The organism is Microbacterium oryzae (assembly GCF_030406385.1).
GTDB classification, from domain to species: domain Bacteria; phylum Actinomycetota; class Actinomycetes; order Actinomycetales; family Microbacteriaceae; genus Microbacterium; species Microbacterium oryzae_A.
This window is the reverse complement of the sequence record NZ_JAUEPM010000004.1, coordinates 55,244-73,673: the sequence shown is the minus strand read 5'-3', so window position 1 is coordinate 73,673 and position 18,430 is coordinate 55,244. Positions and strand designations below refer to the sequence as shown.

Below are 18,430 nucleotides of genomic sequence, written 5' to 3'. Positions count from 1 at the left end.
CGGCTTGAGGAATGCGCGGGCGCGTTAAGCGTAATTCTTACTTCAAGGCGCGGGCCTCTCGTAACATTCGCGTATCGACGCGAGGCATTCCCGTGTGGCCGATCATCTGTTGAAGGGGCGCTGTTCCGGGCTCGGTGTGATCGCCATGTGCACAGGCCGGTCGGCGACGGCGAGTCTCATCGAATTGTTCACAGTGCTCGATATGTTCGATTGTTGAGCCTCGGGAGTGTCGGTGGTCGCTCGTATCGTGAGGGCATGGTCAAGGACGCCAGCCCGGTCACAGCGACCGATCCCATCGCGGGGGTGAACACCGCCCTCTCGGCGGTTGCGAGCCTGTTCCCGCGCGTGGAGGGCGTCGCGGACGCGGACCTGGTGCTGCTGACCGGGCGAGTGGAGCAGCTCGGGCGCATCGTCGACGCACTCCGCACGCGCGCGGCGGGGGAGGTGTCCCGCCGTCGAAGTCGAGCCTCGAGCACCCGCTGTCGGAAGGATTCGGGTGCCGGACCGGGCGAGAGCTCCTGGAACGCGTCACCGGTGTTCCCGGGCAGTCCCTCGCCACCCGCGCGCGCGTCGATGAGCGCACTCGGGAGCGGGAGAGCGCGACGGGGCTGCCGCTCCCCGCGGAGTACCCCGTGCTCGGCGCGGCGTTCGCGGCCGGTCTCATCGGGGCGGAGCCCGTCGGGCTGCTGCTGAAGGCCCTCGAGGCCGCCCGGCGAGCCACGCCCGCCGCTCTGCGAGATCGGGTGGAGGCGATGGAGCACCACCTCGTCGGCATCGCCACCGGAACCATCGACTCCGACCTCGACGACGCCACTCCACCCGAGGCGCTCGCCGCATCGGGCGGCGACACCGGGTGCGTGGTGCCCTGGAGCGTGGTGAAGGCGCACGCGGACGCGTGGGTGGACGTGCTCACCGCCGACGGCATCGATCCCGACCTCGACCACGAGCACACGATGAAGGCTCGGACGCTGACGGTCACCGAACTGCCCAGCGGGGCTTTCCGCGTGAACGGGACGCTCGTTCCCGAGACGGGCGCCCTGCTGCAGATGCTGCTGTCCGCACACACCAATCCCGCCCGCAACGTCACCTTCGCTCCCGACGCCGATGGCGGATTCCTCGACGGGATCCCACCCGAGGATCAGGGCGATGCGCCCTGGGCGGCGGAGGAGATCGTCCATGACCCCCGCACTGCTGGGCAGAAACGCCATGACGCCCTCACCGCGATGATCCAGGCCGCGTCTCGCGCGGCTGAGACTCCCACGCTCGGAGGCGCTGTCCCCACGGTGATGGTTCACGTCGCGCAGCAGGACCTCGCGTCCGCTCGACCCGACGACGAGCCGCCCGTACCCGTCGGCAACCGCTCGAAGCACGGCATCGCGCATCTCGACGGGGTCTCTCGGGCCGTGCCGGCGTCCGTCGCTCGGCGGATCGGGTGCAGCGGCGACATCCTCCGCGCCGTGTACGCCCCGAACGGGAGGATCCTGTCCCTCACCAGCGTGCAGCGCACCTTCACCGCCACCCAGCGGAAGGCGATCGCTGCCCGCGATGGCGGGTGCATCATCCCCGGGTGCACGATTCCCGCCGCGTGGTGCGAGATCCACCACGTCCAGGACCACGCCCGAGGCGGCCCCACCCGGACCGACAACGGCGTCCTGCTGTGCTGGTGGCACCACCACCACCTCGAACACTCCGGGTGGGACATCCAGATACGAAACGGCACCCCCTACATCGCCGCCCCGATCTGGATCGACCGACACCACCGCTACCGGCCCGCCCCGACCTCCACCACCCGACTCCACACGAAGATCCGCCAGCGGATATGACCTCGGCCGGCACGGGGTCGATCGGAACAGGGGTCGATCGGAACAGGGTTCGATCGGAACAGTGGGCGGTCGAAGATGGGAACAGCGTGACCGCGGACCGCACCCGTGTCGTCGGAAGGAACCGCATGAGCAGCGTCGCCATCGACCTGGCATTCCCCTTCGAAGGGCGGTGGCTGGTGCAGAACAGCCCGGCGAACCGTGTGCCCGGTCATGGCACGAGGAGATTCGCAACGGCCCACGCCATCGACTTCGTGCCGGTCGTCGGCGCCCGGCGGACAGCGCCCTTCACGATCGCCTCCCTGCTGCATCCCGAGCCGCCCGATTCGTTTCCCGGGTTCGGACGCACGATCCTGGCGCCGCTCGACGGCACGGTCGTGTCCGCGTTCGATGACCAGCCTGACCATGCGGCGCGTCGAGGGGTGCCCTCGATCGCCTATGCGCTGACGCAGGCCCGGCGAGCAGCGGCAGGGTGGTTGGCGCTCGCCGGGAATCATGTCCTGATCGAGAGCGGGGGAATCGTCGTCGCCCTCTGCCACCTGCAGCAGGGCAGCGTCCGCGCGCTGCCGGGGCAGCGCGTCTCCCTCGGTGACGTGCTGGCACGCTGCGGCAACTCGGGGAACAGCACGGAGCCGCACGTCCACGTCCAGGCGATGGCCGGTCCCGACGCCGAGGTCGCGGAGGCCGTGCCCATCACGTTCCGCGGCTCGCTCCCGCGCAACGGCGAGACGGTGCAGGGCGAGGACGTGCAAGGCGAAGACGGCGATGAGTCACCGCGCTAGCGTGATCGCATGAGCGACGTCGCGGTGTACTTCGGTCGGGCAGATCAGCTGCTCGACGAGTCCTTCGAGGGGGAGCCCGACATCCGGGCCGTCGACCCCGGGCACGCGACGGTGTCGGTGTTCGACGCCGGACTCATGCGCGGCGACGGGGTCTTCGAGGCGACGACCATCGTGGGCGGCGTCCCCCTCGCCTGGCACCTGCACGCGCGGCGGCTGCGGCAGTCGGCGGCCGCACTGGAGCTCCCCCTGCCGAACACCGGCGCCCTCCATGCGTTCGCGGCCGCGGCCATCCGCCACAGCGGAGCGACCGAGGCCCATATCAAGGTGATCGTCACCCGCGGCGGAGCCGACCAGGTGGCCACCGTCTTCGCGGTCGTCGACACCGCCTACGCGCGGAAGAGTCCCGAGGTCGAGATCGCGACGCTCGAGCGCGAGCTCATGCGCGACTCCGCGCAGCGCGCACCCTGGCTTCTCGTCGGAGCGAAGACACTGTCCTACGCGCCCAACATGGCCGCCCGGCGCGAGTACGAGCGACGCGGCGTGCAGAACGCCGTCTTCGTCACGCGCGACGGGTTCCTGCTGGAGGGCCCGCAGTCATCGATCGTGCTGCGCGAAGGAGACCGCGTGGTGACACCGCACCCGCGCATCGGCATCCTGCACGGCACCACCCAGGTCGAGGTATTCGCCTGGGCCGCGCTGAACGGTCTGCAGACCGCGTACGACGACGTCGCCGCCGACCGGCTCTTCCAAGCGGACCAGGTGTGGATGATGGGCGGCTCGTTCGTCCAATCCGTGACGGCGGTCGACGGCCGTCCGATCGCGCACGACCGTGCCAGGACCGACGAGATCAACGCCTTCCTGCAGACCGAGCGAGACCCCGTCGACGCCTGGACGCGGGATCACGTTCCCGGCTGATGGGCCGGGTCGCTCCCGAAGGTCGTCGCGTCGGCACCCAGCGACGAGAGCGCCTGAAGCACCGCGGCGTTGTCGCGCTGCATGTCGTCGCTTGTAGGGCGCCCGGCGAACACGCGCAGGCACTCCTCGAGCCCTGCCGCACCCGCGACGACCCACGTCGTCGCGCCGCCGGCCGTCTGATCTTTGTGCTTGAGGTGCGCCTCGGCGGTCTCGTGCGAGTACAGCACGCAGGTGTCGAACCAGATCGGCTCGGAGATCTCCTCCTCCACGAAGCGCGACAGCTGCTGCGCGTACCGCCGTACCTGAACCACGGGCGACCGCTCGCCGACGTGTCGGTGGATGGAGATCGACGACGCCTCGCGGTCGCTGCGCAGCTGCAGGGCGAAGCGCTCCCCGAGGCTCGTCTCGTCGATGAGCTTCCCGAAGTCAGGATGCACCTCGGATGGCCGCATGCCGTCGAAGAGGATCCCCTGCCAGCGCTTGTTCTCGATCACCACGCGTGCACCGTCGAGCAGCAGGACGTGGTCCACCTGCGTCACGAAGCTCGCCGGGGTCCCCTCGTCCGGCATGAACACGACGTTGGTGAGGAGGCTCCCGCGCAGGCCCAGCTGCTCGCAGACGCGCAGGATCAGACGACGCGAGGCCGCCTCCCACTTGAGGCCGGTCGCGAGGGTCTCCCGCGCGCGGCGAGCGACGTCCTGCGAGTTCCGCACCTCCGAGCGCATGCGCTCGACCTCGCGATCGTGCTCGTCCGACAGTGCGACGACCTGACGCTCGTGATTCTGCGCGAGGCTCGCGACCTGCTCCTCATGCGCACGGTTCTGCTCGCCCACCTCCGTCGCGTGCGTCGTCTCGATCTCGTCGATGCGCTGCGCCGTCCGCTTCCGGTCGCGGCGCATCACGACCAGAAGCACCACCACCGCGATGAGCAGCACCGCCGCCACCGCGCACGCCACCCAGAGCCACTGCGTCATATCCACGCGAGCCACCTCATCACATCAGACCGCCATCCGAGCGGCGGCGTTCCGGAGATCGTGGACTGCGTCGTGAAAGATCTTCGCCGCGCCCCGGATCACGTCTCGGGAAGAGCGGCGAATGCGTCCGTCAGTGCCGCACGTGCGGCCCGCACGCCGGGCAGCGCCCGCGCGGAGAGACGGGTGGCGGTGAAGACCTCGCGCCGCGGCGCGCCGGGCAGATCGATCAGGCGCAGCTCCGCCTCCTCGGCCGCCAGCGCGAGGCCGGGGATGAGTCCGACCGCATGCCCTGCTGCGATGAGCCGCAGGTGGGCGGACAAGTCGGTCGCCTCGTAGCGCACGTCGGGCTCGAAGCCCGCGGCGCGGCACTGCTGCACGGTCCACGCGCGGGCCGCCGTGCCCTCGGGCTCCGTCACCCAGGCCGCGTCCCGCGCCTCGGCGAGCGCGCGCACGCCGCTCGCCGCCCCCACCGCGAGGCGGATCTGGTCGCGCCCGAGCAGCTCCCGGTCGAGACCCGCGCGATGCGGGCGCGTATGGCCCGGGTACTGCTCAGCCATCGCCAGGTCGAAGGCGCCCGCCTCCGTCTCGAACAGTCCGTGCTCGGGCGGCGTGACGACCACCTCGACGCGGTATCCGGGAAGCGCGTCGAGCATGCGGGGGATGAGCGTGCGCGCGCTGGTCTGCAGGGCCGCGATCCGCAGAGGAGCCGCGGACGGCGCGAGCGTGGCGAGGTCACCGTGCAGGGACTCCTGTGCGGCGAGCATCCGCTGGGCATGGCGCGCCACCGCCTCGCCGGCGGAGGTGAGCCGCAGTCCGCGCCCTTCCGGTGCGAGGAGGTCGACGCCGACCTCGCGCTCCAACTGCCTCAGCTGGTGAGAGATCGTCGAGGCGCTGTAGTTCAGTGCGGCCGCGACTGCCGCGATGGTTCCCCGCATGCGCAGCTCGTGAAGGAGCAGCAGACCTCGCCCGTTCCACAGTGCCACCATCCTTCGAAGATATCGAAGAGTCATGCGCGGGGAAACGCTCTTTTCCCGTGGGGTCCGCGGGCGCACACTGGAGTGGATCCCCTCGAGAAAGACCTCGTCATGACCACCGTCGCCCCCTCTTCCGCCGCCACCTCGGAACCCCTGCCCGGCATCGACCGGCAGCTCGCCGAGGAGGCGATCGCCCAGGTGCGCACCTGGCTTGCCGGCGCGCGGGACGAGAAGGTCGACGCCTCGGCGAAGAATCTCGCCGGCGTCCTCCGCGACCCGAACGGCCTCGCCTTCACAGTCGGCTTCGTCGACGGCGTCGTGCGCCCCGAGGACACGCGCGTGGCCGCGCGGAACCTCGCGAACCTCGTCCCGCTCATCCCGCGCTTCCTCCCCGCCCCGCTCCGCGGGCTCATCCGCCTGGGCGGCGCGTTCGCGCCGGTGCTGCCGGGCGTCGTCGTGCCCGCGAGCCGCGTGGTGCTGCGCCAGATGGTGCGGCACCTCATCGTCGACGCGCGCGACGAGAAGCTGGGGAAGACGCTCGCCCAGCTTCGCGGCGAGGGCGTGCAGCTCAACGTGAACCTGCTCGGCGAGGCCATCCTCGGCCAGCGGGAGGCCGACCGCCGCCTCTCCGGCACCCGTCGTCTCCTCGAGCGCGACGACGTGGACTACGTCTCCATCAAGGTCTCGTCGACGGTCGCACCGCACAGCCCGTGGGCGTTCGAGGAGGCAGTCACCCACGCGGTCGACGCCCTCGCGCCGCTGTACGAGACAGCGAAGGCCAACGGCACCTTCATCAACCTCGACATGGAGGAGTACAAGGACCTCGACCTCACGCTCGCGGTCTTCATGCGGCTCCTCGAGCGCCCCGAGTTCCTCGGCCTCGAGGCCGGCATCGTCCTCCAGGCATATCTCCCCGACGCACTCGACGCGATGATGCGCCTGCAGGAATGGGCGCAGGAGCGCGTGCAGCGCGGCGGCGCCGCCATCAAGGTGCGCGTCGTGAAGGGCGCGAACCTCCCGATGGAGCAGGTCGACGCCGAGACCCACGGTTGGCCGCTCGCGACGTGGCAGAGCAAGCAGCACACCGACGCGTCGTACAAGGCGGTGCTCGACTACGCCCTGCACCCCGAGCGCGTCGCGAACGTCCGTCTCGGCATCGCCGGTCACAACCTCTTCGACATCGCCCTCGCCTGGCTGCTCGCGAAGAGGCGCGGCATCGCGGACGGCCGTGGTGTCGAATTCGAGATGCTGCTGGGGATGGCCACGGCGCAGGCCGCGGTCGTCCGCCGCGACGTCGGCTCGCTGCTCCTCTACACGCCCGTCGTGCACCCGCGCGAGTTCGACGTCGCGATCGCGTACCTCATCCGGCGTCTGGAGGAGGGGGCGAGCCGCGAGAACTTCATGTCGGCGGTATTCGACCTCGACGCCGACCCCGCGCTGTTCGATCGGGAGAAGGAGCGCTTCCTCACCTCGATCGACCTCATCCCGAACGAGGTGCCGCGCCCGAACCGCGTGCAGGATCGGCGCGAGCCGCAGCCCGAGGGGCTGCGAGACGGGTTCCGCAACACGCCCGACAGCGACCCGAGCATCGCGGGCAACCGCAAGTGGGCCACGGCCATCCGCTCGCGCATGGAGCACTCCGCGCTCGGTCAGGAGACCCTCGCGCAGCACACGCTCCGCACCGTCGAAGAGGTCGACGCGATGGTCGCCGAGGCACTCGCCGCGGGCGAGGGATGGCGTGCCCTCGGTCCGGAGGGACGCGCGGCCATCCTGCATCGCGCGGGCGACGTGCTCGAGGCGCACCGCGCCGACCTTCTCGAGGTCATGGGGTCGGAGTGCGGCAAGGTCATCGAGCAGGGCGACCCCGAGGTCTCCGAGGCGATCGACTTCGCGCACTACTACGCGGAGAGCGCTCGGCACCTCGCCGACGTCGACGGCGCGACGTTCGACCCCGCCCGCCTCACCGTCGTGACCCCGCCGTGGAACTTCCCCGTGGCCATCCCCGCCGGTTCCACGCTCGCGGCGCTCGCCGCGGGGTCGCCGGTCATCCTCAAGCCCGCGTCGCAGGCGCGGCGCTGCGGAGCCGTGCTCGCCGAGGCGCTGTGGGAGGCGGGTGTTCCGCGCGACGTGCTGCACCTGGCGCGCGTCGAGGAGGACGACCTCGGCCGCCGCCTCGTCTCGCACGAGAGCGTGGAGCGGGTCATCCTCACCGGGGCGTACGAGACGGCGGAGCTCTTCCGCTCGTTCCGCCGCGACCTGCCGCTCCTCGCCGAGACGAGCGGCAAGAACGCGGTCATCGTCACGCCGTCGGCAGATCTCGATCTCGCCGCGAAGGACGTCGCCTACTCCGCGTTCGGTCACGCCGGTCAGAAGTGCTCGGCCGCATCGCTCGTCGTGCTCGTCGGATCCGTCGCGCGCAGCGAGCGCTTCCGCCGCCAGCTCATCGACGCCGTCGAGGGCTACGCCGTCGGCATGCCCTGGGAGGCCACATCGCGCATCGGCCCGCTCATCGGCCCCGCGGAGGGCAAGCTGCAGCGCGCGCTCACGGAGCTCGAACCCGGCCAGCGCTGGGTGCGGCAGCCGCGCAAGCTCGACGACGAGGGCCGGATGTGGACGCCCGGAATCCGCGAGGGCGTGCAGCCCGGGAGCGAATTCCACCTCACGGAGTACTTCGGCCCCGTGCTCGGCATCATGACCGCGGAGACGCTCGACGAGGCGATCGACATCGTCCGCGCCGTCGACTACGGCCTCACCTCGGGGCTGCACGCCCTCGACGAGGCGGAGATCGCCCGCTGGCTCGAGCGCATCGACGTCGGCAATGCCTATGTCAACCGCGGCACGACCGGCGCCATCGTGCAGCGACAGCCGTTCGGCGGCTGGAAGAAGTCGTCGGTCGGCGCGGGCACGAAGGCCGGCGGCCCGAGCTACCTCTTCGGACTGGGCAGCTGGTCCGACGCTCCCGTCCGTGCACAGGGTGAGACGGACGGCGCCGCTCGTCGTGCGATGTCGGCCCTCGGCGAGGCGGATGGCCGGGGCTGGCTGGGGTCGGCACTCGCGGCCGACATCGCCGCGTTCGCCGACGAGTTCGGCGTCGCGCGTGACGTGCAGGGCCTGCGACTCGAGCAGAACGTGCTCCGCTACGCGCCGGTTCCCGTGACGGTGCGGTTCGAGGACCGCCCGGTCGTCGAGCTCGTGCGCGTCGTGGCGGCCGGCCTCCGCGCCGGTGCCGCCATCGTCGTCAGCACACCGGTGGCGCTGCCCGCGTCCGTCGCCTCCTGGCTGGGCGCCGAGGGCGTCGAGATCGCCTTCGAGGACGCGGACGCCTGGGCGACGCGGGCGCGCGACCTCGCTCGCACCGGCGGACGCGTCCGCCTGGTCGGGGCGCCGCTCGACGAGGTCATCGCCGCGACCGACGGCGCCCCGAACGTCGCGGTCTACGGCGGTCCGGTGACCTCCGCGGGGCGCGTGGAGATGCTGCCGTTCCTGCACGAGCAGGCCGTGTCGGTCACCGCGCACCGCTTCGGCAACGAGCGCCGCTACGCGATCCCGGGTCTCGCCGACGCCTGAGCGGTGGCCCGTGTCTCACTCCCTGCGGGATAGCCGCAGGGATACCCGCACGGAGTGAGACATGGGTACGCACCGTGTCTCACTCCCTGCGGGATACCCGCAGGGATACCCGCACGGAGTGAGACATGGGCACCTGCCGTGTCTCACTTCCTGTGGGATGGGTCCGGTCATACCCGCCGGGAGTGAGACATGGATGTCCGCGCGCGGACCCGCTCAGTCCAGGCCGAGCAGGGTGAGCGGGTGCGTCAGGCGCCACCAGAACGAAGGCGCCGGGACGTCGTCGGTGAGCGTGAGGTCGACGGACGTGTCGTCCAGCCCGCCCTGAACGGCGAGCGTGCCGACCACGTCCCCGGCGTCAGCGCCGACCTCGACGTCGTAGTCCGGGTCGGTGGCGGGCGCGACCCCCTGCCAGGAGATGACCTCGGCCTCGTCGGCGGTGACGATCGTGCTCTGCGCGCCCCACGGGGTGCGCACATGCGCGACGGGCACGTCGGGGGCCACCGCGGTGGTGAGCTGGATGCCCTCCTCCAGCTGCTCGAGGAGGCTGCGGCTCACGCTCTCGCGGCTCTCCTCATCGGGCTGGCCGATCACCGCGGAGTACAGGGTGACGGTCGTCTGGCCGATCGTGACGTCCTTCACGGCCAGGAGGTTCCAGTACGGCGTGCCCGTCGACCAGAGGGAACCGGTCTTCAGCCCCACCACGCCCGCGTCGTTGATGAGGGGGTTCGAGTTGACGACGACCCCCGCCCCGGGCAGCGTCACCGACTTCTCCGCGACGATCGACGCGAGCACCGGATTCTGCATCGCGATGTCGGCGAGCGAGATGAGGGAGCGCGTGTCGGCGACGTTCCCGGGGTCGATGCCGCTGGGATCGGTCACCGTGATGCCGGTCAGGTCGTGCTCGTCGAGCCACACCCGCGCGTCGACGAGCCAGGCCTCCTGCGTGCCCCACATCTCGTCGACGAGCCGGTCGGTGTAGTTGTTGGCTGAGCCGAGGAGCACACCCTGCAGCATCTGGTGCAGGGTCAGCGTGCCGTCGACCGGCACGTCGAGGGACGACTCCTGCGCGTAGAGGTATGTCCAGTACTCGTCGCTGTCGGCCTGCGTGAACGCGTACGACGGGCCATCCTCGCCCGGCTCGAGCTGCGCGCGCTCGATGATCATGAGCACCGTGATCACCTTGGTGATGCTGGCCATGGGGAGCACCTCGTCGTTCGACGAGATCGGACCGCCCGGCCCGCCGACGGCGGCGAGCGCCGCGCTGCCATCCGCCGGCCAGGTGACGGGGAACTCCTCGCCGATCGGCGTCTCGACGGTGAGGTCGGAGATCGTCGGCGCGGCCTCCGTCAGCGGCCAGAGGCCGCAGCCCGCGACGTACGCGAGGGCGAGCGCGCCGGCGGTCGCGGCGGGACCCAGCCACACGCGGCGACGCGGTCGCGGCGGAAGCAGCGAGGGCTCGACGGGAACGAGACGGCTCGTGCTGAGCGGGCCGGCCGCCGGCATCGCGGCCACCGTCTCGGGGTCCACCCATCCCAGGGCCGTGAGCAGCGTCGCTTCGGCGGCGGGCTCGCGGGCCGGGGTGTCGTCGGAGGGCACCTGCCTACGCTACCGGTTCGCGCTCCGACGATGCGGCGCGCACGAGCGCATGCGACTAGAATCGGCCGCACATCACACGGGAGTCCGCCGAGCCGGACTGAGAGGACGCGAGCCGCGCGTCGACCGTCGAACCTGATCCGGGTCATGCCGGCGAAGGAAGGAGAACGAATGTCCGCGTCCGTTTCCGGAACCCAGACACCTGCCGTACGGCGCCGCTACTCGTGGCGCGTGGTCGACATCGTCGTCGCGAGCGTCATCGGCGTCGCGTCCGGCGTCGTGTTCTGGCTGTGGGGCCAGGCCTGGCCCGCCCTCGACAGCCTGCTGTCGTTCACGCCCGGTCTGTCGGGCCTCCTGTCGGGCGGATGGCTGTTCGCCGGCGTCCTCGGAGGTCTCGTCATCCGCAAGCCGGGTGCCGCTCTCTACGCCGAGGTCGTGGCGGCCGTCGTGTCCATGCTCGTCGGCACCCAGTGGGGCTTCACCACTCTCATCTGGGGCATCGTCGAGGGGCTGGGTGCCGAGCTCGGGTTCGCGATCCTCGCCTACTCGAGCTGGCGCATCACGGGAGCGCTCCTCTCCGGCGCCCTCGCCGGCGTCGCCGTCGGCATCCTCGATACGAACTTCTCGTCGGTCGCCGCCTACGCGTTCGAGGCCCGCACGATCTACTTCGTCGCGGCGGTCGTCTCCGGCATCGTGATCGCCGGTCTGCTGTCGTTCCTCATCACCCGCGCGCTCGCGGCGACCGGGGCGCTCGACCGGTTCGCCTCGGGCCGCGAGCTGCGGACGGCAAGGCGCGGGGCGACCGGAGCAGCGTGACGGCCCGCGTCGACGCGCGCGGCTGGGGCTGGCGTCATGCCGGCCGCAGCCGCTGGGCCGTGTCCGGCGTCGACCTCGTCATCCAGCCGGGGGAGCGGGTGCTGCTCCTCGGCGCGAGCGGATCGGGCAAGTCCACACTGCTGCGGGGACTGGCCGGGGTGCTCGGCGACGAGGAGGACGGCGTCGCCGCCGGCGAGCTGCTCGTCGACGGCGTCCGGCCGGCGGATGCCCGCGGTCGCGCCGGACTCGTGCTGCAGGACCCCGACGCCCAGGTGGTGCTCGCCCGCGTCGGCGACGACGTCGCCTTCGCGTGCGAGAACCTCGGCGTCCCGCGTGACGAGATCTGGCGACGGGTGCCGCGGGCGCTCGCGTCGGTCGGTCTCCACCTGCCGCTCGACCACTCCACATCGGCCCTCTCGGGTGGCCAGAAGCAGCGCCTCGCGCTCGCCGGTGCGCTCGCCATGGCGCCGCAGCTGCTGCTGCTCGACGAGCCGACGGCGAACCTCGACCCCGCCGGCGCCCTCGACGTGCGCGACGCGGTGGTGGCGGCCGCGGCGCAGACCGGCGCGACCCTCGTCGTCGTCGAGCACCGCGTGGAGCTGTGGGCCGACCACGTCGATCGCGTGATCGTGCTCGCACCCGACGGCGGACTGCTCGCCGACGGACGCCCCGTCGACGTCTTCGCCCGGCACGAGCGCGAGCTGACGACGGCGGGCGTCTGGGTGCCCGGCGTCGTCCCCGACGTGCCGCGCACCGCCCCGCGCGAGGAGGGAACCGTGCTGCTCCACGCCCGTTCCCTCGCGGTCGGCCGCCGCGCGTTCGGAGCGCGCGAGCCGCTCGCGGTCGCCGCGGAGATCGATGCGGTCGTCTCCTCCGGGCGCGCTCTCGCCGTCGTCGGGCCGAACGGCGCCGGCAAGTCGACGCTCGCCGCCACGCTCGCCGGTCTCCTGCCGCCCGTCGACGGAACGCTGACCGCCACCTCGGAGCTCGCCGGGTCCGCGCACGCCGCCCCGCACCGGTGGTCGTCCCGGCAGCTGCTCACCCGCATCGGGATGCTGTTCCAGTCGCCCGAGCACCAGCTCCTCACGGCGTCCGTGCGTGCGGAGCTCCAGGTCGGCCCGCGGGCGCTGAAGGCCGATCCCGCCGCAGTCGCGCGCGCGGTCGACGAGCTGCTCGAGCGACTGCGGCTGACCGCTCTCGCCGACGTCAACCCGTTCACCCTCTCGGGAGGCGAGAAGCGCCGCCTCACCGTTGCCGCCTCGCTCATGACGCGGCCGCGCGTCCTCGTCCTCGACGAGCCCACGTACGGGCAGGACGCGCGCACTTGGCGGGAGCTCGCCGCTCTCCTCGACGACGTCCGCGCGGGCGGGACCGGACTCGTCGTCGTGACCCACGACCATCCGCTCGTCGCGGCCCTCGCCGACGACGTCCTCGCGCTCGGTGCCGTGCCCCTGGCGGGCGCGTCATGAGCCTCGTCGTGCTCGACGTGCACGATTCGCCACTGGGGAGCGTGAACGCGCTCGCCAAGCTCGCCGCCGCGCTCGTCCTCGGGATCGCGCTGCTGCTGTCCATCGATCCCGTGTCCGCCGGGGTCTCGCTCGCGCTGACGCTCGTGCTGCTGCCGTTCGCCCGCCTGCCGGCGCGCGACCTGTGGCTGCGGCTGTGGCCGATCGCGGCATCGGCGCTCATCGCCTGCATCGCGACGGCCCTGTACGGACGCCAGAGCGGCACGACGTACCTGGAGTGGGGTCTCCTGCGCATCAGCGACGGGTCCCTCAGCCTGGCCCTGGCCATCCTGCTGCGCGTGCTGGCGATCGTGGTGCCGTCCGTGGTGCTCTTCGCGACCACCGACCCGACCGATCTCGCCGACGCGCTCGCGCAGATCCTGCGGGTGCCGGCGCGGTTCGTCCTCGGGGCGCTCGCGGGACTGCGGCTCGTCGGACTCCTCGTCGAGGACTGGCGCGAGCTCGGGCTCGCGCGGCGTGCACGCGGCGTCGCCGACACCGGGCGGCTGCGGCGCTTGGCGGGGCAGACGTTCGCGCTGTTCGTGCTGGCGATCCGCCGCGGGTCCAAACTCGCGACGGCGATGGAGGCCCGCGGCTTCGGGGCTCCCGGCGCGCGCACGTGGGCGCGGCCGTCGCGCCTGCATCTGCGGGACGGGCTGCTCGTGCTGCTCTTCGTCGTGATCGCGGCGGTCTCGGTCGCCGCAGCCGTCGCGATGGGAACGTGGACCTTCGTCCTCGAGCTCTGAACCGGTGGCATGATCGAGAGCGGCGCGACCAATGACGAAAGGCGCATGATGCAGCACAGCACTCTCGGACGGACGGGGCGCGAGGTCTCCGTCGTGGGGCTCGGCACGTGGCAGCTCGGCGCGGACTGGGGCGACGTGTCGGAGGCGGACGCGCTCGGCGTGCTGGCTGCCGCGGTCGACGGCGGCGTCACCCTCTTCGACACGGCCGACGTGTACGGCGACGGCCGCAGCGAGCAGATCATCGGCCACTTCCTCGACGAGCGCGGTCTCCGCGGCGAGGTGACCGTCGCGACGAAGATGGGCCGCCGGCTCGCGCAGGAGCCGGAGAACTACACGGCCGAGAACTTTCGCGCCTGGACCGACCGCTCGCGACGGAACCTCGGCGTCGACACGCTCGACCTCGTGCAGCTCCACTGCCCGCCGACCGCGGTCTACTCATCCGACGCCGTGTTCGATGCCCTCGACGCGCTCGTCGAGTCCGGCGCCGTGGCGAACTACGGCGTGAGCGTCGAGACGGTCGACGAGGCCCTCACGGCCATCGCCCGGCCGAATGTCGCCACCGTGCAGATCATCGTCAACGCGTTCCGGCTGAAGCCGCTCGACGAGGTCCTCCCCGCCGCGCGGGAAGCCGGCGTCGGCGTGATCGCGCGCGTGCCGCTGGCGTCGGGACTGCTGTCGGGCCGCTACGACGAGTCGACGACGTTCGCGGCCGACGACCACCGCACGTTCAACCGGGCGGGCGAGGCGTTCGATGTCGGCGAGACGTTCTCGGGCGTGGACTTCGCGACCGGCGTCGCCGCCGCGCAGGAGTTCGCCGCCCTCGTCCGCGAGCACGCGCCGGAGGGCGTGACGCCCGCGCAGGCGGCCATCGCGTGGCTGTGGCAGCAGCCGGGGATCAGCACGGTCATCCCCGGGGCGCGTTCGGTCACGCAGGCGCAGGGCAACGCCGCGGCGGGCGCCATCCCGCCGCTCGGCGACGCGTTCGAGTCCGGCGTCCGCCGCATCTACGACGCGCGGCTGCGAGAGGCGATCCACCCCCGCTGGTGACGCACCGGGTGCGGCTCGAAGGAGAGCGGATGATCCACGACGGTTCCCTCGCGGGGCGGACGATCCTCATGTCGGGCGGCAGCCGCGGCGTCGGCCTGGCCATCGCGCTGCGCGCCGCGCGCGACGGCGCCAACGTTGCGCTGCTGGCCAAGACCGACCATCCCCATCCGCGACTGGAGGGCACGGTGCACACTGCGGCGGAGGCCATCCGCGCCGCCGGCGGGCGGGCGCTGCCGATCGTGGGAGACGTGCGCGACGACGAGTCCATCGCGCGCGCGGTGCGGGAGACCGTCGGGGCCTTCGGCGGCATCGACGCGATCGTCAACAACGCCAGCGTGATCGACCTGTCGCGGTCGGGGGATCTTCCGGCGAAGAAGTACGACCTCATGCAGGACGTGAACGTCCGCGGCACCTTCATGCTCAGCCGCGCGGCCATCCCCGCGCTGCGCGAGAGCGCGAACCCGCACATCCTGTCGCTGTCCCCGCCGCTCAACACGACTCCGCGGTGGCTCGGCGCGCACCCCGGATACAGTCTGGCGAAGTTCGGGATGACGATGGCGACGCTCGGTCTCGCGGCCGAGTTCGCCGACGCCGGCATCGCCGCGAACGCGCTGTGGCCGAAGACCCTCATCGCCACGGCCGCGGTGCAGAACGTCATCGGCGGCGACGCGATGATGGCGCGCAGCCGCACGCCCGAGATCTACGCGGACGCCGCGCACCTCGTGCTCAGCCAGCCCGCGCGCGGCTGCTCGGGACAGACGCTCCTCGTGGAGGACGTCCTCGCGGACGCGGGGGTGACCGATCTCGCGCGCTACGCCGCGGTTCCCGGAACGCCCGACGAGGACCTCATCCCCGACGTGTTCCTCTAGCGCCGGCACCAGCACCTTCGCAGGGCCGACCCGTACCCTGGAGATCATGAGCGAGCGCCCCGACATCACGACGACACGCCCGAAGAGCACCGGCGTGCGCCAGGTGCGTCCGCGCACCGAGGGATGGCAGCAGCAGAAGGACGACACCGGGCGTCCGCTGCTGCAGTTCGCGAGCCCGAAGCGCGGCAAGCCGCCTGTGCACCTCGCCGACCTCACTGCGCAGGAGCGCGTGGCGAAGGTGAAGGAGCTCGGCCTGCCCGGCTTCCGCGCCAAGCAGCTCGCCAAGCACTACTTCACGCACCACACGAGCGACCCCGCCGACATGACGGATCTCCCGGCCGAGAGCCGCGAGGAGCTCGTCGCCGGGATGCTCCCGCCGCTCCTGACCGAGGTGCGTCGCCTGCAGACCGACGGCGGCGACACGATCAAGTTCCTGTGGCGCCTGCACGACGGCGCGCTCGTCGAGTCGGTGCTCATGCGCTACCCGGGCCGCATCACGCTCTGCGTCTCGTCGCAGGCCGGCTGCGGCATGAACTGCCCCTTCTGCGCGACGGGCCAGGCCGGCCTCACGCGCAACATGTCCGCCGCGGAGATCGTCGACCAGATCGTGCGCGCCAACCGGGTCATCGCGTCGGGCGAGCTCGGCGGCAAGAAGTCCGACGACCACAGCGCCGAGCGCGTCTCCAACATCGTCTTCATGGGGATGGGCGAGCCCCTCGCCAACTACAACCGCGTCATGCAGGCCGTGCGCGTCATGGTCGACAAGAAGGACGGCCTCGGCATGAGCGCGCGCGGCATCACGGTGTCGACCGTCGGACTCGTCCCGGCCATCCGCAAGCTCGCAGCCGAGGACATCCCCGTCACCTTCGCGCTGTCGCTGCACGCGCCAGACGACGAGCTGCGCGACGAGCTCATCCCGGTGAACTCGCGCTGGAAGGTCGACGAGGCGCTCGACGCCGCGCGCGCGTACTTCGACGCGACCGGCCGCCGCGTCTCGATCGAGTACGCGCTCATCCGCGACATGAACGACCACCCGTGGCGTGCGGACCTCCTCGCCGACAAGCTCAACGCCCGCGGCCGCGGGTGGGTGCACGTGAACCCCATCCCGCTGAATCCGACCCCGGGCTCGGTGTGGGACGCGTCGGAGCGCTCGGCGCAGCTGGAGTTCGTCCGCCGCCTCAACGACGCGGGCATCCCCACGACCATCCGCGACACCCGCGGCAAGGAGATCGACGGGGCCTGCGGGCAGCTCGTGGCCACCGAGGACGACGCGGCGGAAGCAGCCGCCGCGAGCTGACGCAGGCCGGATGGCCGTGGGCCGGGGGAGTCGGAATGTTGCGGCTCCCGAGAGCCGTGTCCATGCGCCGCGATACGATCACGAGGTGTCCGCCACGTCCTTCGCACCGCTCTCGGCGGAGGAGTCCGTGCTGGCTGTCCGCACCGGACGGGCGACCGCACGCGAGCTGGCCGAGCAGGCGATCGCCCGGGCGGATGCCGTCGACCCGACCATCCGCTCGCTGGTCTGGCGCGACGACTCGGCGACCCTCCGCGCCGCGGCGGAACTCGACCGGCGCCGCGAGTCCGGGGAACCACTGCCCGCGCTCGCGGGCATCCCCGTCACCGTGAAGGACACGTTCGCCGTCGAGGGCCAGCCCTGGACGCGCGGGTCGAACGCGGTGAGCGACGCTCCCGCTGAGACCACCGATCTCCTGCCGGCCGCCGCATTCGCCGCCGGCTGCGTGCAGCTCGGGCGCTCTGCCGTCCCCGAGCTCGCCATGACGACGTCGTGCGAGAGTCCGCGCTACGGCATCACGCAGAATCCCTGGCGCCTCGGCCGGTCGCCTGGCGGCTCGAGCGGCGGGTCCGCGGCGGCCGTCGCGGCCGGCATCGTCCCCGCCGCGATCGCGAGCGACGGCGGCGGCTCCCTCCGCGTCCCTGCCGCGTTCTGCGGTCTGGTCGGGCTGAAGCCGGGTCGCGGTGTGCTCCCTCAGCGCGTGCAGGGCTGGGAGGGCGGCTCCACCGAGGGCGTCGTGACCCGGACCATCCGCGACACCGCCCTGATGCTGCAGGCCCTGAGCGCTCCCGATCGCTTCGGATGGGCGCCGGCCGACGCGCGCCCCGTCGACGCCCTCACCCGCCTCGAGGAGGAGCCCGCGCCGCTGCGCATCGGCCTCCTGACCGAGGCCTTCGACCCGCGGATCCCCGTCGACGCCGAGGCGGCCGCCGCGACGGCGGACGTCGCGGACACCCTGCGCGCCCTCGGGCACGTGGTCGTGGCGGTCTCCGCACCGGTCGACGGGGCCGAGCTCATGGACATCTACCCGCGGACGATCATCCCCGCGTGGCTGCAGCAGACCCCGCTCGCGCATCCCGAGCGGCTCCAGCCCTACATCCGACGCGTCATGGCGCAGGCAGACGGTCTGAGCGCGGCCGACTACGTGCGCGAAGCCATCGCGATGCGCGCGCTCGCCCGCCGTGCGACCGAGCACCTGCTCGGCGAGGTCGACCTCGTCCTGACGCCGACGACCGCGACGCGCGTGCCGGAGATCGGCGTCGTGCTGGCCGAGCTGACGGAGAACGCCCCGTCGCGGGAATGCGCGGTGTACGAGCAGACGTTGGCCTTCACGACGGTTCCCAGCATGCTGGGCCTGCCCGCCCTCACGGTGCCCGCGCACCTCGACGCGGACGGCCTGCCCCTCGGCACGCAGATCGTCGGCCCGCAGCGGTCGGAGGCCCTGCTCCTCCGTGTGGGCCGCGCCCTCGAACGTCGCCACCGGTGGGACCGCCGTCGGCCCGCTGTCTTCTCCTGATCCCCACCACCT

14 protein-coding genes and 1 riboswitch are annotated in these 18,430 nt (G+C 72.0%); of the genes, 11 read left to right on the top strand and 3 right to left on the bottom strand.

Going from position 1 to position 18,430, the window contains the following annotated elements; genetic code table 11:
- Positions 1 to 632: 632 nt before the first annotated feature.
- The 3 genes from QWJ90_RS07910 (at position 633) to QWJ90_RS07900 (ending at position 3,517) form a co-directional block, all read left to right on the top strand.
- Positions 633 to 1,823, top strand: coding sequence for an HNH endonuclease signature motif containing protein (locus tag QWJ90_RS07910; protein ID WP_290107154.1), 1,191 nt, complete (start codon positions 633 to 635; stop codon positions 1,821 to 1,823).
- Between the two features lie 125 nt (positions 1,824 to 1,948).
- The gene (locus tag QWJ90_RS07905; protein WP_290107153.1) at positions 1,949 to 2,602 is read left to right on the top strand and encodes a M23 family metallopeptidase; all 654 of its coding nucleotides are present in this window, start codon (positions 1,949 to 1,951) and stop codon (positions 2,600 to 2,602) included.
- 9 nt (positions 2,603 to 2,611) lie between these two features.
- Positions 2,612 to 3,517, top strand: a complete 906-nt coding sequence (locus QWJ90_RS07900; RefSeq protein WP_290107152.1) for an aminotransferase class IV — start codon at positions 2,612 to 2,614, stop codon at positions 3,515 to 3,517.
- Here QWJ90_RS07900 and QWJ90_RS07895 read toward each other — a convergent pair.
- Both QWJ90_RS07895 and QWJ90_RS07890 read right to left on the bottom strand, forming a co-directional pair.
- Positions 3,502 to 4,491 carry a nuclease-related domain-containing protein gene (locus QWJ90_RS07895; RefSeq protein WP_290107341.1) on the bottom strand — a complete coding sequence of 330 codons (990 nt, stop codon included), beginning with the start codon at positions 4,489 to 4,491 and terminating at the stop codon, positions 3,502 to 3,504. The genes QWJ90_RS07900 and QWJ90_RS07895 overlap by 16 nt on opposite strands.
- Positions 4,492 to 4,589: 98 nt before the next feature.
- Positions 4,590 to 5,477, bottom strand: coding sequence for a LysR family transcriptional regulator (locus QWJ90_RS07890; RefSeq protein ID WP_354670424.1), 888 nt, complete (start codon positions 5,475 to 5,477; stop codon positions 4,590 to 4,592).
- A gap of 99 nt (positions 5,478 to 5,576) precedes the next feature.
- Between QWJ90_RS07890 and QWJ90_RS07885 the strand changes: the two genes are divergently transcribed.
- Complete coding sequence (locus tag QWJ90_RS07885; RefSeq protein ID WP_290107151.1) at positions 5,577 to 9,032, top strand: bifunctional proline dehydrogenase/L-glutamate gamma-semialdehyde dehydrogenase; 3,456 nt, start codon at positions 5,577 to 5,579, stop codon at positions 9,030 to 9,032.
- A gap of 213 nt (positions 9,033 to 9,245) precedes the next feature.
- Here QWJ90_RS07885 and QWJ90_RS07880 read toward each other — a convergent pair whose 3' ends face one another.
- On the bottom strand, positions 9,246 to 10,628 hold the full coding sequence (locus tag QWJ90_RS07880; protein ID WP_290107150.1) for a D-alanyl-D-alanine carboxypeptidase family protein: 1,383 nt from the start codon (positions 10,626 to 10,628) through the stop codon (positions 9,246 to 9,248).
- 66 nt (positions 10,629 to 10,694) lie between these two features.
- A riboswitch (TPP riboswitch) is annotated at positions 10,695 to 10,805 on the top strand.
- On the opposite strand from QWJ90_RS07880, the gene QWJ90_RS07875 reads away from it, so the two are divergent.
- The 7 genes from QWJ90_RS07875 to QWJ90_RS07845 all read left to right on the top strand — a co-directional run bounded on the left by QWJ90_RS07875 (position 10,797) and on the right by QWJ90_RS07845 (position 18,418).
- Positions 10,797 to 11,441 carry an ECF transporter S component gene (locus QWJ90_RS07875; protein WP_290107149.1) on the top strand — a complete coding sequence of 215 codons (645 nt, stop codon included), beginning with the start codon at positions 10,797 to 10,799 and terminating at the stop codon, positions 11,439 to 11,441. It overlaps the preceding riboswitch by 9 nt.
- Positions 11,438 to 12,910, top strand: coding sequence for an ABC transporter ATP-binding protein (locus tag QWJ90_RS07870; RefSeq protein ID WP_290107148.1), 1,473 nt, complete (start codon positions 11,438 to 11,440; stop codon positions 12,908 to 12,910). The genes QWJ90_RS07875 and QWJ90_RS07870 overlap by 4 nt, the downstream gene beginning before the upstream one ends.
- The gene (locus tag QWJ90_RS07865; protein WP_290107147.1) at positions 12,907 to 13,692 is read left to right on the top strand and encodes an energy-coupling factor transporter transmembrane component T family protein; all 786 of its coding nucleotides are present in this window, start codon (positions 12,907 to 12,909) and stop codon (positions 13,690 to 13,692) included. The genes QWJ90_RS07870 and QWJ90_RS07865 overlap by 4 nt, the downstream gene beginning before the upstream one ends.
- 48 nt (positions 13,693 to 13,740) lie before the next feature.
- Complete coding sequence (locus tag QWJ90_RS07860; RefSeq protein WP_290107338.1) at positions 13,741 to 14,739, top strand: aldo/keto reductase; 999 nt, start codon at positions 13,741 to 13,743, stop codon at positions 14,737 to 14,739.
- 29 nt (positions 14,740 to 14,768) lie between these two features.
- Positions 14,769 to 15,608, top strand: a complete 840-nt coding sequence (locus tag QWJ90_RS07855) for an SDR family oxidoreductase (protein WP_290107146.1) — start codon at positions 14,769 to 14,771, stop codon at positions 15,606 to 15,608.
- Between the two features lie 46 nt (positions 15,609 to 15,654).
- The gene (gene rlmN / locus QWJ90_RS07850) at positions 15,655 to 16,905 is read left to right on the top strand and encodes a 23S rRNA (adenine(2503)-C(2))-methyltransferase RlmN (protein WP_290107145.1); all 1,251 of its coding nucleotides are present in this window, start codon (positions 15,655 to 15,657) and stop codon (positions 16,903 to 16,905) included.
- 85 nt (positions 16,906 to 16,990) lie between these two features.
- A complete protein-coding gene (locus tag QWJ90_RS07845; protein WP_290107144.1) occupies positions 16,991 to 18,418 on the top strand; it encodes an amidase in 1,428 nt (475 codons plus the stop codon).
- The last annotated feature ends 12 nt before the right edge of the window (positions 18,419 to 18,430 follow it).

Bases quoted from the DNA above. Each gene is read 5' to 3' on its own strand.
- QWJ90_RS07905 (WP_290107153.1), top strand. From the start codon at position 1,949: ATGAGCAGCGTCGCCATCGACCTGGCATTCCCCTTCGAAGGGCGGTGG.
- QWJ90_RS07900 (WP_290107152.1), top strand. From the start codon at position 2,612: ATGAGCGACGTCGCGGTGTACTTCGGTCGGGCAGATCAGCTGCTCGAC.
- QWJ90_RS07895 (WP_290107341.1), bottom strand. From the start codon at position 4,491: ATGACGCAGTGGCTCTGGGTGGCGTGCGCGGTGGCGGCGGTGCTGCTC.
- QWJ90_RS07890 (WP_354670424.1), bottom strand. From the start codon at position 5,477: ATGGTGGCACTGTGGAACGGGCGAGGTCTGCTGCTCCTTCACGAGCTG.
- QWJ90_RS07885 (WP_290107151.1), top strand. From the start codon at position 5,577: ATGACCACCGTCGCCCCCTCTTCCGCCGCCACCTCGGAACCCCTGCCC.
- QWJ90_RS07875 (WP_290107149.1), top strand. From the start codon at position 10,797: ATGTCCGCGTCCGTTTCCGGAACCCAGACACCTGCCGTACGGCGCCGC.
- QWJ90_RS07865 (WP_290107147.1), top strand. From the start codon at position 12,907: ATGAGCCTCGTCGTGCTCGACGTGCACGATTCGCCACTGGGGAGCGTG.
- QWJ90_RS07860 (WP_290107338.1), top strand. From the start codon at position 13,741: ATGCAGCACAGCACTCTCGGACGGACGGGGCGCGAGGTCTCCGTCGTG.
- QWJ90_RS07855 (WP_290107146.1), top strand. From the start codon at position 14,769: ATGATCCACGACGGTTCCCTCGCGGGGCGGACGATCCTCATGTCGGGC.
- rlmN (WP_290107145.1), top strand. From the start codon at position 15,655: ATGAGCGAGCGCCCCGACATCACGACGACACGCCCGAAGAGCACCGGC.